The organism is Stutzerimonas stutzeri (assembly GCF_002909485.1).
Lineage (GTDB): Bacteria > Pseudomonadota > Gammaproteobacteria > Pseudomonadales > Pseudomonadaceae > Stutzerimonas > Stutzerimonas stutzeri_AH.
In genome coordinates, this window is the sequence record NZ_PPXG01000003.1 from 569227 (window position 1) to 583244 (window position 14018).

Here is a 14018-nt window from a genome sequence, read left to right on the forward strand (position 1 = left end):
GACGCGCTCCTTTTTTCTTGTTGGTCGGGCAAAGGCCGCAGAGCATGAAACTGAACGCCCACCCGGTCAATGATCCAGGGCAAACCTTCCCGTCAAAGCGGCGTAAGCGGCCAGAACAGCGGGATCACCAGCGTGCCGACCATCCACAACAGCAGGTTCAGCGGGATGCCGATCTTGAGAAAGTCGGTGAAGCGATAGCCGCCGGCGTTATAGACAAAGGTGTTGGTCTGATAGCCGATCGGCGTTGCGAAGCTGGCGCTGGCGGCGAACATCACCGCGACCACGAACGCCCGCGGATCGACACCCATGTGCTGAGCCAGGCCGATGGCGATCGGGGTGATGAGCACCGCCACCGCGTTGTTCGACAGCATCTCGGTGAGCAACGACGTCAGCAGGTATATAAAGGAAAGCATGAACAGCGGCCCGGCCCAGGGCGTCAGCGTGGTCACGTTCTGCACGATCAGCTGCACCAGGCCCACCTTGTCCATGGCGATGCTGATCGCCAGCATGCCGAAGATCAGGCTGAGGATCTTCCAGTCCACCGCTTTATAGGCATCCTCGACATCCAGGCAGCGGGTCGCCAGTACCGACGCCGCGCCGATGATCGCCAGGCCCTCGATGGGCATCACGCCGAAGGCTGCCAGCACCATGACCGCCAGGGTGGCAATGATCGCGATCGGCGCCTTATCGCGGCGGAAGGCGCGCTCCTGCACCGCATTCAGGCTGATCAGCTCACCGTTATCGGCGAAACGCTTGATTTGCGCCGGCGTGCCTTCGACCAGCATCACATCGCCGAACTGCAGCTGGAAATCGTCGAAGTTGCCCTGGATGTTCTCGTCCTGGCGATGTACCGCCAGCACGCTGATGCCATAGCGCGCAGAAAGGTCGAGATCGCGCATCGGGCGGTGGCTGTAGCGCGACCCGCGGCCGACGATGGCCTCGGCGAGAATCACGTCTTCGCTGCTGATGGTTTCGAAGGCATCGCCACGGTTGAAGGTCAAATGGCCGCTTTCGCGCAGCTCCACCACGTCTTTTACCTGGCCATGGATCATCAGCAGATCGCCTGCGGTCAGGGTGAAGTCATGCTCCGGTCGGCTGAACAGCTGGGTGTCGCGATTCACCTGCAGCACCTGCAGGCCGCTGCCGCCGTTGAGGTTGGCCTCTGCGATGGTCTTGCCGATCACCGGCGAGTTCGGTGGTACGCGCAGCTCGGTCATGAAGTTGCGGTCCAGCCGCGGGCCGAGCAGCTTGGACAGCGTGTCGCGTTCCGGCAGCAGATGCTTGCCGATGGTCAGCAGGTAGACCATGCCCGCGGCGGCCATGATCAAGCCCGCCCCGGTGATCTCGAACATGCCGAACGGCTCCAGCCCCGCCTTGCGCGCCACCCCATCGACGAGGATGTTGGTCGAGGTGCCGATCATCGTCAGCGTGCCACCGAGAATGGTCGCGTACGACAGGGGAATCAGCAGCTTGGAGGGCGTGGTGCCGGCGCGCTTGGCCAGCGAAATCGCCACAGGGGTAAGGATAGCCACTACCGGCGTGTTATTGAGGCAGGCAGAGATCACCAGCGCAGTGATCGTCAGGCCGAACAGCACTCGCGTAGGGCTGGTGCCCACCAGGTTGCCGAGCCAATTGCCCAGCGCATCGATGCAGCCGGTACGTTCCAGTGCCGCGGAAATGATGAACATGCAGGCAATGGTGACCGGCGCCGAGTTGGACAGCACACCGAGCACTTCCCCGGGCGTCAGCAGCTGCGTCGCCAGAAGCACCGCCACAGCAATTGCCACGACGATATCCGGGCTCCAGCTCTCCCTTACGAACGCCACCAACACCCAGATCAGCAAGGCGCAGACGAACAACAGCGGCAGCGATTCTGGAAGCATGGACGTCCTTAAGGGTGGCGAGTAGGCAGGTCGAAACAACGACCCCGCGGCGCACGATAGAGACGTCAGCTTAGAGAGTCCAGAAACCTTTCCTGATGTTTATATGCGATTTGGTTATTAATAGTGAGCGGCCTCGTGGCGCAGGCACAGAGGCTTCATTGGGTAGCGTCACAGCCCCAGGGAAGAAAACAGAAAAGCTACGCACCGCGCGGCTTTGATGGTGGTGGGCGCACACGGACTCAACCACCTGGCGCGAGCGGAGAGAACTATCAGCAGGTGCTGGAAACCTACCGCCAACGCAGTCGTAGCGCCGCTTCTTGGAGTTGAGCAAGCCAAATATCTTTGATTTCTCAGCTAGTCAGGTATACGTTACATTTCATATGAATTGTCGCGTATACGGAACATGGACTACTCCCTCATCACGCTGCGCCTCGGCGAGCAGCTTCGGCAGCGCCGTCTCAATCGCGGGCTGACTCAGGCCGCGCTCGCTTCCCTGGCCGGCATCACCCGGCAAAAGGTTATCGCCATCGAGAAGGGCGACCTCTCGGTGGGGATGATTGCCTATGCGCGAGTGCTGGCAGCCCTCGACGCTGAGCTAAATGTAGTGCCTGCAGCCATGCCCACGCTTGATGAAATCCACGGAGTATTCGACTGATGACAGCCGTGCTGCAGGTTGCAACGCCAGAGGGTGACAGCGGGAAGATTCTTGCCAGCGCCGGAGACTATCTGTTCCGCTACCGCGAGGACGCAGAAGCAAAAGCCGCCATCAGCTTGCTAATGCCGGTGCGCCTGGACGAATACCGCCATCGGGATCTGCACCCCATTTTCCAGATGAACCTGCCGGAAGGGTACGTCCTGGAGCAGCTACGCAACCGCCTGGCCAAGGTGGTGAACGTCGACCCGATGTTGCTGTTGGCGCTGTCTGGTAGCAGTTCGCCTATCGGGCGGGTGGCGGTCAGCTCGCCTGAGGTCGATGCGCTGTTGCGCAGGCAGCAGTTCCCCGGAGAAAAACTCGAAGAAATCCTCGCCTGGGACGGTGCAGAAGATATTTTCGCCGGGCTGGTGGATCGCTACATCCTGCGTGCCGGCATATCGGGCGTGCAGCCAAAGGTGCTGGTGCCAGAGCATCCGGATTCGGCGCCACAGCGCTTCACCTCGAAAACCTCTGACCTGATCATCAAGAGCGGTCGGGACGAGTTCCCAGGGCTGGCGATCAACGAGTTCCTTTGCATGTCCGTGGCCAAGGAGGCGGGCATTGCAGTGCCGGAGTTCTACCTCTCCGCCAATGCCAAGTTGTTCGTTATGCGCCGCTTCGACAGGGATAAGCAGCTCAACCCAATCGGTTTCGAGGATATGGCGGCATTGATGGGGCTGGCTGCGGAGCAAAAGTACAGCAAGAGCTATTCGGCCATCGCCAAGGCCATCCGCCTGTTCTGCCCGCCCGAGCAGATACAGGGCTCACTGGCGCAGCTATTCGCCATCGTGGCCCTGAGCTGCATTGTCGGAAACGGCGACGCCCATCTGAAGAACTTTGGGCTGCTGTATTCCGACCCGACCCAGCGCGATGCGCGACTCGCCCCGGCCTACGATATCGTCAATACCACGGCCTATATTCCAGAGGACGTATTGGCGCTGGATCTGGTAGGCAACAAGTCTCTCTTTGCGTCGCGCCAAGGGCTGCTGGAGTTTGCTCAAGTCTGTGACGTGGCGCGGCCAGATGAAGTGATCCGCGAGCAGTTGCAAGCATTGGAGCGGGTACTTGCACGCTCAACTGAGCTGGCCGAGCAGGCGCCGCATGTCGTCGCGGCGATTAGGCAGGGTGCTGAGCCGTTTATGCAGACGTTTGGCTAGCTCGCTTGGGGCGACTCCAGAGAGTGCCGACTGATACGAAAAAGCCGCGCAGTGCGCGGCTTTAAAAGTGGTGAGCCCACACGGACTCGAACCGTGGACCAAAGGATTATGAGTTGCCTGGAAACCCTGCAAGCCCAGTGAAATCGTGCGTAGCTTAACGCAGGTACAGTGAGCTGAAAGTAGCGTCGTTACTGGGGTTGAGCGTAATTTGGCGAGGGGGGTGGAAGCTGGGCGCTGTACCGCTGGTGTACTGTTTTTTGTACCGCGAAACGGTCAGGTTTTGATTTCCCATCAGGCTATTCACCTTTCGATGAACCTGTGCCGGTCATGTGATTGGCTCGAAAGCTCCTTCAGCGAGAGCGATGAGGGGGCGCGTAGAGGGTAGCTCTACAGAAGTTTTTGATGTGGGCTTATCCGTAGAGGAAAAGCCTGCCAATTATATCGCGCATATTTTCTGGAAGCTTTTTACTTATTATGTATGGCGTTAATAGTTTTCTTGATTTGTAAGAATTTAGCTCATCTATGAATTGTTCACTTTTCTTTAGAACTTTCAGGCTCTTTATGTGTGGTGGGTGAGAGTGTGTGCTGCGAAGCGCCAGGGCTTCCGCAATAGATTTATTTGCTTTGCTGTCATCCCAAAATGACCAGGCTGCATTTATGAAGTATATGGTTGACAGTTTCTCAAGGCTCAGCCTTAAACTATTCCACTTCGGGGTGTATGTGGTTTTTCCTGTTCCTAATGTTTTTTTTATGAAATATTTTGGATGGAGTTCGGCTGCGTCACGGCAGGCTTTATCGAAATAAGGTTTTTGCTGGATGGATGTCTTTATAAGGTTTTCGTAGTTTGCAATTCTTTCTTTGGCTTCTTGAATTGTTGCCTGTGATGGGTTTTGTAATGGTAGAGAATGGTTGCCATATTTGGCTATGTTACCTTCAAATAATACGTCTTCTGGAGTAATGTGCTGAATAGTCTTTATAATTGTCCCGTAGTGATTTGTCATTGACGTTGGGAAATAGCGCGCAGCAAGAGCTGTTCCGTGTGCTGAGTTGAGTAGTTCGTGCTCTATCGCTTCTTTCGTATACCGGATTACTTTTATTTTATGCTTCTCGGCTCCAGATAGACGGCTGTCAACCGTCGTACTTGGGGCCGTTGTATAGAAGGCAATGAAGCCATCACAATCCCAATCTCTTACTCTCTCGATGATGCTCTCTTCCCTGCTAACTGGTTGATCAGAGTGAGCATAGTGCTTGCAGCTAACGAGCCATCGTGTTCCATCTGAGGAACTTTCAACACCAAGGTCAATTCCATCGTCAGGGCCGTTAGAGACTGACTTAAAAATAGTCATCTTCTTTACAGTCAAGAAAAATTCTTGAGCGAATAGTTCAAAGTCATCTACCGAATTTGATTTGCCGACCTTGTTGTTTGATGACTTTGTGTAATTTCGATTGGGTGAGGCGATTTCTCGAAAGTCAAGTATTCCCATGCTCTTCTCCTTGCGCGGTAAATAAATTACTTGTTCTTATTGGGGAGTCAAGTTCCTGAGTTTCTAGTTTGGCTTCTCAGTGATTCCACAGCTTTAGTTAGCGCTGCTACATCAGGTGCTTGAGAGCCCCAGTCTTTCCAGAAGTCCCTAGTTGCACTGTCTGGCTTGATAGTCGGTAAATCTAATTTGATGCGTGATGGTAAAAGTACTGCGTCACCAAGCATCAACGCCTCGCCTGTGTCCAGTAGGGGAAGAATGCTGGTTAACCCAGCTAGAGAATCAGGCATCAATCGTTTGATGACGCTTTGATCCGTATCGTTTGTGAGCCGAAGCGATAGAAAGTTGTTGCACTGACTCAAAATGGTTCGACTGACATCTGAGGGGCGTTGACTGACTACAAGTAGTGAAAAACCATACTTTCGCCCCTCTTTGGCAATTCTCTCGAAAGCTCCGAGGGCTTGCCGTTGAACTGCATCAGCATCGTCGCGAACGGGTAAGTACAGATGAGCTTCGTCACACAGCAAAGTAACGGGGGTGCGCTTCTCTGCGGCCATCCAGAACTGCACGTCATACAGCAGTCGCGCTAGTGTCCCAGTTACCACTGGCAATACATCAGAAGGTACTTCTGAAAAGTCGATGATCTTGATGCCTTGACCGCCTGCCGCACCAAGGAGTCGGACGATTTGCGCTGCCAACCACCCATACGTATTTGCTACTGCAGGGGGCGTGAACATGAATCCGTAGCGGCGGTCATCAAGCTTTGCTTCCATTCTTGATATGAAACGAGTCAGCTTGTTTTCCCACTCTCCTATGATCGGTGCACCGTTCTTTCCTACACCCTTTGTAGTGTTGTCTGTGTTCAGAACGGCAAGCAGATCGTCGATAGCATAGGGTATTGGTGAGTCTACGGTGAAAGTCTTCGCCACATCGACCTGACCCTCAGTTTCAAGGGTTTTCTGCTTCAATGCACGTACATGAGACGTGAATCTTGACGCTTGATTCGGTGCGTTTTGGTCGCTGCGGTCGAGAATCATCGACAACATCTCGTCGCGATTCAGCAACCAGTAAGGTAGGAACAATGCATCGTCACTTGGGGTTGCCAAATCACCAGGCCCGGCGATGCGCAGGCGTGTCGCGAAGCCGTCGTTGGGTACATCGGCGAGTGGGGCATATTCCCCATGCATATCAAAAACAATAATATTCGGGTACTTGAGTTGAGCTGCGCGCTCCAGAATTAGCGCCACTGCATAGCTTTTACCTGAGCCTGTACTACCCAGAATTGCTGCATGCCGCTGAAAGAATTTGTCGCCGCTAACAATCGCTTCAGCTGTGCGGTCAGCGACAAAGACCCCCAACTTCAAACGTTCGTTTTCAGGGTAATCCGCACCAAGGATGCCCATGAATCGTTGAAGGTTCGCACCCTCAATTACATAGCACTCTCGATCGATCTGCGGAAAGCTATCAGCTCCTCGTTTAAACGTGTTGCTCTTGACCCCGTCGACTGTCCGAAAGGTTCCAATCAGTGCGCCCCGAACCGTGTCTGTTGGTAAGGCCGTTAGAGACAGCTCTTCACCCTCAGGAGGGAGCTCGTCAGGAAGGTCATCGCTCAGCGTTCGTCTAACGCGCTCGGCAATCGCGATTAGGAATTCACGTTCAGTGCTGCCTTTAATAGCGATGAGATTACCGATGCCAATTCGTGTTAGCAGTGTGGCGTTCGAAACATCGATAGCGACCCGGCTTGTATCAACAGAAGAAACTCGACCCAACAAGTCAGCATCAGCAAATTTCAGCGCGGCGGGAGTAGCTGTCATGGTTCTAAAACCTCCGTTACAAATAAACCTACGTCCCACATTCCGGTGTTCGGAAAGAAGAACTCCTTTTTTTCAATAATGGCAGCTGTACCTTCGATCCCATCCACTGTTGAGTATTCGAGTGTTATTACATTGGAGTGCGAGAGCGCAAGTTTTCTTGCTGTGTGCGACAACGATCGCGTGAGCATCAGCGTGGGCTTGCCACTTTTAATGCCAGGTGTCAGGTGTGTTTCAAGATGGTCATCATTGAATCCGTAGCCAAGAATCAAGTAGCGGCCAGCACGATCAATTGCATCATTAGCCCGTGTGCGATGAAGGTCGAATGGGCTTTCATAGCCGTTTCTAAATTTATTCTGACCTGGAGTAATAATTAGTCGAGTAGCTCCCGGTAGGTCACCAGCATAGAAGACAGGACGGCCAGCCCGAACATACCAATCAAGACTTCCATGCGGTTTACAGATTAGTGCTCGTGAACGGTACTGCAGTGAAACTGTTTTTGTCCGGGGCTTTACCGTTGCCTCGCGACAGAAACTCATTCGACTCTCGCGTTCGTTTAGCTGCCCCGCAAAGCGTCCGACGAACATTGTATCTGCACCAATACCCGCCTCCTCTACAGCTATTTCGACGAGGCGATCATAATTTGTCGTTACGATTACCATGCCTGTTGCTGGTTTTATTAAGTGGGTCAGCAGTCGTGTCAACCGCAGTGCTCGAGTCCCTGCAAATACCTCAGAAACGACGGTGCGTTCCCGCTCTGATATAAGTTGGCCCGTTTCGGTCGATATCGATGCCTCAAGCAGCGGTGTGGGTGGCGCAGCTAATAACGCTGCTTCCAAGCCTTTGGCAGTTATAAGCTGCGCCGCGGCCGTCCACGCAGCAGCGTCAGCGCCGGTCAATGCATTACCAACGATGGCGAGCAGGTGATCAGCAAGCTCTCCCATACCAGGCAGGCCTTCTGCACAAGAAAGTCCTGACCCCACAATAGTGACAAGCCCATCACTTAAATGAGCCTGCAGGCGGGCCTTCACTGTATGTAGGTCCATTTTTTTCCTTAACCGTCTATTGCTGGCATATCGTTCCCTAAGCAATGGCCGTCCGAGTGATCAATCACTAGCTGCAAGTGATAGGGAGACGATTTGGGTTCACTCCTCATCGAAGTAATCGCTATCTAGCTTCGGTAATCTGAGCAGGCGTGATGTCACGCCGACCTCATGATCCATCATCAGGTTGACCAGTCGACTGCCATCAACCAGCACCATGCCCTCCACTGAGCGGGTAAAATCGATGGCTTGGGCGGTGAAGCCTGAAGTGGTGATAAACACGCCACGCTTGGCCTTTTGACCTGCAAGAGCGCCATAGAAGGCCTGCAACTCTGGCCGACCAACCGTGCCTTGCCAGCGTTTGGCTTGGACGTAAACCTTTTCTAGGCCGAGCTTGTCGAGAGAGATCACTCCGTCGATACCGCCATCGCCGCTGCCGCCAACGCGCTGCAGGTCGTTGCGGCTAGCGCCGTAGCCAAGGCTGTGCAGCACATCCAGCACGATGACTTCAAAGCGGTTGGGGCTGACTTGCAGAAGGTTATCCAGCAGGTCGGCTGCAGTCGCTTCGCGTAGTTCACGTAGAGCCTGCTCCAGTCGGTCGTCAGGGCTAACCGTGGCTGAACTGAGTGCCGGTGCAGGCTGTTCTTGCCCATCGAGGGGGATGGCGTCGGTCGGACTTTTGAGTTTGACGTCCATAAAGCCGATGGCGAGCTGTTCGACCTTATCCGCAGTCAGAGGGGCGGGGTGCTGGACGGCATAGGTAATGCCTGCGTCGGTCAGCTTCCAATACCCACGCTTGGCACTGCTGGACAGGCCGGCTCGTTTGAGGCGGTCATGGGCCCAGCCTGCACGGTTTTTGTAGGTGGCCTGGCCGCTGGCAATAAGCTCTTGGCGCTGAGCCTCCGACAGGTTCAGCGCATCGGCTGCGGCTTCGTGGGCGTCACGTGCTGTCGCGCCTTCGGGCGTAGCGGCCAGGTAGCGCAGGATCGGCTCAATAAACTGGTCGTAGGTAGGGACAGACATTGCAGTTCCAGGAGCAAGGTGAATGTGTTGTTAGTGTCGATCTGGAGTCACAGGCTCGGCTCGACTAAGCGCTCAAGGCCATCGGCACGTTGCTTGGTCATATCCATAAAACACGAGGCGCTGTTAATGCGGTCGATGCTGCCGCCCGTGAGGCTGCCGAGTAGGGCGCAGTCGGCATCGCGGAATTTGATCCAAAGCCGCTGCGCGTCGCGCAGTTGTGTTTGCTGGGCGGGTGTAAGCGCTTGCATGGCGGTTTTGTAGTTTTGGTTCAGACGGGCGTCTTGCTGTGCCGTCTCACTGCCCATGCAATCGAGCATATTCATCGTCACACCGCCGGACTCATCCATGCAGGCGCTGTAGGTGGTGCTGTAGCCATCATTTGCTGCCTGTGCGCCAGCGCTGAGCGTCATAACGGCAATCGTCAAAAGCCAGTTTTTGCTTGAGTGCATGATGAGCGTCCTGCGTATCAATGGATGGGCGTTAAAGGCTTTGCATAGTTCTGCACTTGGGAAATGCCGAGCATCCCCAAAACTGTTGCCCCGCTTTCGCCCCTGATTTCACAGTACGAATCAGCAGCGTACTACCGCATTTCGGGCATTGCCGCTCGGCTGTCGGATCACTCCGGCGCTTGAGGTTCTGCACGTGCTCGCGGTGGGTGGCGAGGGTTGGTGCGCGGCGGCCGGTTTGCAGGGCGTGGAGCATGGCGTCGACTTCAGCCTCGCTGAATAGCGGCTGCTGGAAGGACTTGATATAGCGGATAAAGCCGATGCCCTGGGTCACGTTGGCCGGCACTTCAGTTTTGAAGCTGCTGCCGCCGACAAAAGTGATGACCGAGTGCAGGTGCTCGGGGTTAACGCCAAGGGTGGCTTCCAGTGCCTTGAGGTGCTTGTAGTTCTGCCGTAGCGGGTTCTGGAATTTGAAGGTGCGTTTGTAGAGCTTCTGCGTCCACTGCGCCTGCTTCTCGCTGCCGAAGATCCAGCCGCTCATGTTCTTCGTTTCCAGCACGAAGATGCCGTAGGGCGAGAGGAATACGTGGTCGATCTGCGTGGTGCCGTCTGGCGTGTTTAGCGTGACGTTGTGCAGGCGGCGATAGGTCTGCTTGTCCAACTGCCAATGGGCAAACAGTCGCACCAGGAGTTCGCCAATATGACCCTTGGCCCAAGGCGACTTGAGCAGGCCGATCAGCAGCATCAGCGGGATAACCCAACCGAGCCTGCCCCAGACCTGCGCGATAATCGGAGTGAAGTCCATTTCCTGTCCCTGGGTAATCCTGAATTAACCGGATAGTACCGAAACTTGGCGTAATGGCACGATAGTGTCGCGCTGCTTCTGGTGCGCTGCTTCGTCGCTGGGGGACGTTTGCTTAGTGCTGTATTTGGTAGCGCGTGCTGCGTCCGCCTCCGGGTAGGCGGGCAAGGCAGCCCTTCTCAACAAGATTGCTCAGATGGCGCGTGGCGGTGGCCTTCGAGACCTTGGCCACGGCCTGGTATTGGGCGGCGCTGATGCCGTTTTCGAAACCTCTCTCGCCGCCATCAAGAAGACGGTTAAGCACTTTGATCTGCTCGGCAGACAAGGCCTGGCTGCGGTGATCCTGCCAGAAGCGTGCCTTGACCAGTACACAGTCGATGCGAACTAGCGCCTGCTCCAGGCTCTTGAGCAGCGTTTCGAGGAACCATTGCAGCCAGGCTGTGATATTCAGCGTGCCTTTCTGGGTGGCTTCGAGGATGTGGTAATAGCCAGCGCGGTCATCGAGGATGCTCGCTGACATCGCGTAAAAGCGGATGGCCTGTTGTTCGCACTGAGCCAGCGCCAGGTCGGTGATGGCCCGGGTAAGGCGACCATTGCCGTCGTCGAAGGGGTGCAGGGTGACGAACCAGAAGTGCGCAATGCCGGCGCGCAGAAAGGGATCGAGGCTGGCATCGCTGCGGCTGCTTTCGAACCAGGCGAAGAAGTCGGCCAGTTGCTTTTCCAGCCCTGAGCGGGGAGGGGCTTCGAAGTGCACGGTAGGGCGGTCGAGGCGACCGGAAACCACCTGCATGGGCTCTTCGCCGCGCAGTGCTCCGATGTGTAGTGGTCTAGCCAGCATTTGGTCATCGCTGGGGAATAACCATCGGTGCCAGGTGAACAGTCGCTGCTCGTCCAGCGGCTGTTGATGCGCGCGGGTGGCATCGAGCAGCAGTTCCGCCAGGCCTTCGGAGCGTGAGGTGGTGCGGCCTTCTTCATTCAGCCCCAGGCGTCGCGCCAGTGATGAGCGCACCGAGCCAACATTCAGCTGCTCTCCCTCGATGGCTGAAGAGGTGACGATGTTCTGCAGCATGGCATCCAGATTGCTCTGCACTTCGGTGTCACTCCCCACTGCGCCGAGCATTCCTAACAAACGTCCCTGAGCCTGACCGCAAGCACGCAGTAGCGGTGCAAGCGCTTCGGCTTGCCAGCTGAAGTGTGGCCAATTGGGCTGCTGCCAGATCCAGAGGGGATCATTCATAAAGGTCGTTCGTCTGTGAGCCGATTAGCGAGCCTATTCGGCTCATTCCGTGAGCCGATAATGCCGGCTATTCGGCTCACTGTCTAATGGGGCTAGCGCAGCGTTCGTGGTTCAACTGTTGATCTGGTTGCTGCGCGCGCAATGAATGGCCGAAGCAATCGAGAGGCAAGCTGGCGCGATGTTGTAAGCGCGTCGTCTCGATGGCTGAGCATCTATAGTCGACCGGTTTCTTGCGGCGACCGGCAAGGTCGTGCGCCCTGTTTATCGACGTCTAGTAACACCGGCTAACGCCGAGCCGCTTTTCCATCGCGCAAGAAAAAGCCGCGCAATGCGCGGCTTTAAAGGTGGTGGGCCCACACGGACTCGAACCGTGGACCAAAGGATTATGAGTCCTCTGCTCTAACCAACTGAGCTATAGGCCCCCAGAAGGCCGGCGGATTATACCGGCGTGTAGCGGCTGCGCCAATCGAAGGTGGCTGCTTGAGCGTGATGTTGCATAAAAAAGAACCCCCGGCATGCCGGGGGTTCTGGTCTTACTCGTCGAGGAAGGAGCGCAGATGCTCGCTTCTCGTCGGGTGGCGCAGCTTGCGCAGTGCCTTGGCTTCTATCTGGCGGATTCGCTCGCGGGTGACATCGAACTGTTTGCCGACTTCCTCAAGGGTGTGGTCGGTGTTCATGTCGATGCCGAAGCGCATGCGCAGTACCTTGGCTTCACGAGCTGTGAGGCCGGAAAGTACTTCGCGAGTCGCTTCCTTGAGGCTTTCCACGGTAGCTACGTCGATCGGCGACTGCATGGCCGAGTCTTCGATGAAATCGCCCAGGTGCGAGTCTTCGTCGTCACCGATTGGCGTTTCCATGGAGATCGGTTCTTTGGCGATCTTCAGTACCTTGCGGATCTTGTCCTCGGGCATTTCCATGCGCTCGCCAAGCTCCTCAGGTGTGGGTTCGCGACCCATTTCCTGCAGCATCTGACGGGAGATGCGGTTGAGCTTGTTGATCGTCTCGATCATGTGCACCGGGATACGGATGGTCCGCGCCTGGTCGGCAATGGAGCGAGTGATCGCCTGGCGAATCCACCAGGTGGCGTAGGTCGAGAACTTGTAACCGCGACGGTATTCGAACTTGTCCACCGCCTTCATCAGGCCAATGTTGCCTTCCTGAATCAGATCGAGGAATTGCAGGCCGCGATTGGTGTACTTCTTGGCAATGGAGATGACCAGGCGCAGGTTGGCCTCGACCATTTCTTTCTTCGCCCGGCGGGCCTTGGCCTCACCGATGGACATGCGACGGTTGATGTCCTTGATGTCAGCAATTGCCAGGTTGCATTCCTGCTGCAGCTCGATCAGCTTCTGCTGGCAGCGCTGGATGTCTTCCTTGCGATTGCCGATAGCTTCGGCGTATTTGCCTTTGCCACTCGCTAGCTGGTCAGCCCAGTCGAGGTTGATCTCGTTGCTCGGGAACTGACGCAGGAAGTCGGCACGCGGCATGCGGGCATCACGCACGCACAGCTGCATGATGGCGCGTTCCTGAATACGGATCTGGTTCAGGGCATTGCGCACACGCTCGACCAGCGCATCGTACTGCTTGGGTACGAGCTTGATCGGCATGAACAGGATGGCGAGGGCTTCGAGCTCCTCGACGGCCTGCTGGCTGGCGCGACCATGCTTCTTGAGCGCCTTGTTGGCCTTTTCCAGCTGTTCTGCAACTGCGCCAAAACGCAGACGTGCAACTTCTGGATCCGGACCGCCGTCGCCTTCTTCCTCTTCGCTGTCGGAGTCGTCCTCTTCCTCGTCGTCCTTGTCGTCGGTCGCCGCTTTCGCGGGGGCCTTCGGGGCTTCGGGTTCGACTTCCTGCGGGCCGGCGGCGCCGTCGTCGTCAGGGTCGATGTAACCACTGAGGATGTCGGATAGACGGCCACCTTCGGTCGTTACACGCTCGTAATCTGCGAGGATGCTGTCGACGGTGCCGGGGAAGTGAGCGATGGCGCTCATCACTTCGCGAATGCCTTCCTCGATGCGTTTGGCGATTTCGATCTCGCCTTCGCGGGTAAGCAATTCAACGGTGCCCATTTCACGCATGTACATGCGCACGGGGTCGGTGGTGCGACCGATGTCGGTTTCGACCGCAGCGAGTGCGGCCGCGGCCTCCTCGGCAGCGGCTTCATCGGTATCGGCTTCGGCCAACAATAGGGCATCGGCATCCGGGGCAACCTCGAATACATTGATGCCCATGTCGTTGATCATGCGAATGATGTCTTCCACCTGTTCCGGATCGGAAATATCCTCCGGTAGGTGGTCGTTGACCTCGGCGTAAGTCAGGTAACCCTGCTCACGACCACGCTGGATCAACTCTTTGAGGCGAGACTGCTGTTGCGCTTTTCCGGACATATAACCCTATCCACTGAAGGTTCTGGCGGGCTGAAAACAAGCTGAGCATTATAG

At 56.2% G+C, this 14018-nt stretch carries 11 protein-coding genes and 1 tRNA gene; 2 read left to right on the forward strand and 10 right to left on the reverse strand.

Features of this window, described 5'->3' with window-relative positions:
• Window positions 1–92: 92 nt before the first annotated feature.
• Window positions 93–1883: an SLC13 family permease gene (locus CXK91_RS10090; RefSeq protein ID WP_015278349.1), complete on the reverse strand. Its 1791-nt coding sequence runs from the start codon at window positions 1881–1883 to the stop codon at window positions 93–95.
• Window positions 1884–2286: 403 nt separating this feature from the next.
• Between CXK91_RS10090 and CXK91_RS10095 the strand changes: the two genes are divergently transcribed.
• Together CXK91_RS10095 and CXK91_RS10100 are read left to right on the forward strand one after the other, a co-directional pair.
• Window positions 2287–2538 carry a helix-turn-helix transcriptional regulator gene (locus tag CXK91_RS10095; protein ID WP_102820714.1) on the forward strand — a complete coding sequence of 84 codons (252 nt, stop codon included), beginning with the start codon at window positions 2287–2289 and terminating at the stop codon, window positions 2536–2538.
• Window positions 2538–3734 (forward strand): type II toxin-antitoxin system HipA family toxin, encoded by a 1197-nt coding sequence (locus tag CXK91_RS10100; RefSeq protein ID WP_103456007.1) that lies wholly within the window; start codon window positions 2538–2540, stop codon window positions 3732–3734. The genes CXK91_RS10095 and CXK91_RS10100 overlap by 1 nt, the downstream gene beginning before the upstream one ends.
• A gap of 410 nt (window positions 3735–4144) precedes the next feature.
• Here CXK91_RS10100 and CXK91_RS22585 read toward each other — a convergent pair whose 3' ends face one another.
• From CXK91_RS22585 to rpoD, 9 genes are all read right to left on the reverse strand, one after another.
• The gene (locus tag CXK91_RS22585) at window positions 4145–5218 is read right to left on the reverse strand and encodes a hypothetical protein (RefSeq protein ID WP_146048127.1); all 1074 of its coding nucleotides are present in this window, start codon (window positions 5216–5218) and stop codon (window positions 4145–4147) included.
• 47 nt (window positions 5219–5265) lie between these two features.
• Window positions 5266–7029: an ATP-binding protein gene (locus tag CXK91_RS10105; RefSeq protein WP_103456008.1), complete on the reverse strand. Its 1764-nt coding sequence runs from the start codon at window positions 7027–7029 to the stop codon at window positions 5266–5268.
• Window positions 7026–8072 (reverse strand): SIR2 family protein, encoded by a 1047-nt coding sequence (locus tag CXK91_RS10110; protein WP_103456009.1) that lies wholly within the window; start codon window positions 8070–8072, stop codon window positions 7026–7028. The genes CXK91_RS10105 and CXK91_RS10110 overlap by 4 nt, the downstream gene beginning before the upstream one ends.
• 99 nt (window positions 8073–8171) lie before the next feature.
• The gene (locus CXK91_RS10115) at window positions 8172–9092 is read right to left on the reverse strand and encodes a restriction endonuclease (RefSeq protein WP_103456010.1); all 921 of its coding nucleotides are present in this window, start codon (window positions 9090–9092) and stop codon (window positions 8172–8174) included.
• Window positions 9093–9139: 47 nt separating this feature from the next.
• Window positions 9140–9541, reverse strand: a complete 402-nt coding sequence (locus CXK91_RS10120; protein ID WP_181003938.1) for a lysozyme inhibitor LprI family protein — start codon at window positions 9539–9541, stop codon at window positions 9140–9142.
• Window positions 9542–9572: 31 nt separating this feature from the next.
• Window positions 9573–10343 (reverse strand): nuclease-related domain-containing protein, encoded by a 771-nt coding sequence (locus CXK91_RS10125; protein WP_103456011.1) that lies wholly within the window; start codon window positions 10341–10343, stop codon window positions 9573–9575.
• Window positions 10344–10455: 112 nt separating this feature from the next.
• Window positions 10456–11577: a Fic family protein gene (locus tag CXK91_RS10130; protein WP_103456012.1), complete on the reverse strand. Its 1122-nt coding sequence runs from the start codon at window positions 11575–11577 to the stop codon at window positions 10456–10458.
• Between the two features lie 345 nt (window positions 11578–11922).
• Window positions 11923–11999, reverse strand: a tRNA-Ile gene (locus CXK91_RS10135).
• A 111-nt stretch (window positions 12000–12110) separates the two neighbouring features.
• Window positions 12111–13964, reverse strand: coding sequence for an RNA polymerase sigma factor RpoD (rpoD, locus tag CXK91_RS10140; RefSeq protein WP_103456013.1), 1854 nt, complete (start codon window positions 13962–13964; stop codon window positions 12111–12113).
• Between the last annotated feature and the right edge of the window lie 54 nt (window positions 13965–14018).

What these genes read in the sequence shown, in the direction of transcription:
- CXK91_RS10090 (WP_015278349.1), bottom strand. Translation starts at nt 1,883, where the DNA reads ATGCTTCCAGAATCGCTGCCGCTGTTGTTCGTCTGCGCCTTGCTGATC.
- CXK91_RS10095 (WP_102820714.1), top strand. Translation starts at nt 2,287, where the DNA reads ATGGACTACTCCCTCATCACGCTGCGCCTCGGCGAGCAGCTTCGGCAG.
- CXK91_RS10100 (WP_103456007.1), top strand. Translation starts at nt 2,538, where the DNA reads ATGACAGCCGTGCTGCAGGTTGCAACGCCAGAGGGTGACAGCGGGAAG.
- CXK91_RS22585 (WP_146048127.1), bottom strand. Translation starts at nt 5,218, where the DNA reads ATGGGAATACTTGACTTTCGAGAAATCGCCTCACCCAATCGAAATTAC.
- CXK91_RS10105 (WP_103456008.1), bottom strand. Translation starts at nt 7,029, where the DNA reads ATGACAGCTACTCCCGCCGCGCTGAAATTTGCTGATGCTGACTTGTTG.
- CXK91_RS10110 (WP_103456009.1), bottom strand. Translation starts at nt 8,072, where the DNA reads ATGGACCTACATACAGTGAAGGCCCGCCTGCAGGCTCATTTAAGTGAT.
- CXK91_RS10115 (WP_103456010.1), bottom strand. Translation starts at nt 9,092, where the DNA reads ATGTCTGTCCCTACCTACGACCAGTTTATTGAGCCGATCCTGCGCTAC.
- CXK91_RS10120 (WP_181003938.1), bottom strand. Translation starts at nt 9,541, where the DNA reads ATGCACTCAAGCAAAAACTGGCTTTTGACGATTGCCGTTATGACGCTC.
- CXK91_RS10125 (WP_103456011.1), bottom strand. Translation starts at nt 10,343, where the DNA reads ATGGACTTCACTCCGATTATCGCGCAGGTCTGGGGCAGGCTCGGTTGG.
- CXK91_RS10130 (WP_103456012.1), bottom strand. Translation starts at nt 11,577, where the DNA reads ATGAATGATCCCCTCTGGATCTGGCAGCAGCCCAATTGGCCACACTTC.
- rpoD (WP_103456013.1), bottom strand. Translation starts at nt 13,964, where the DNA reads ATGTCCGGAAAAGCGCAACAGCAGTCTCGCCTCAAAGAGTTGATCCAG.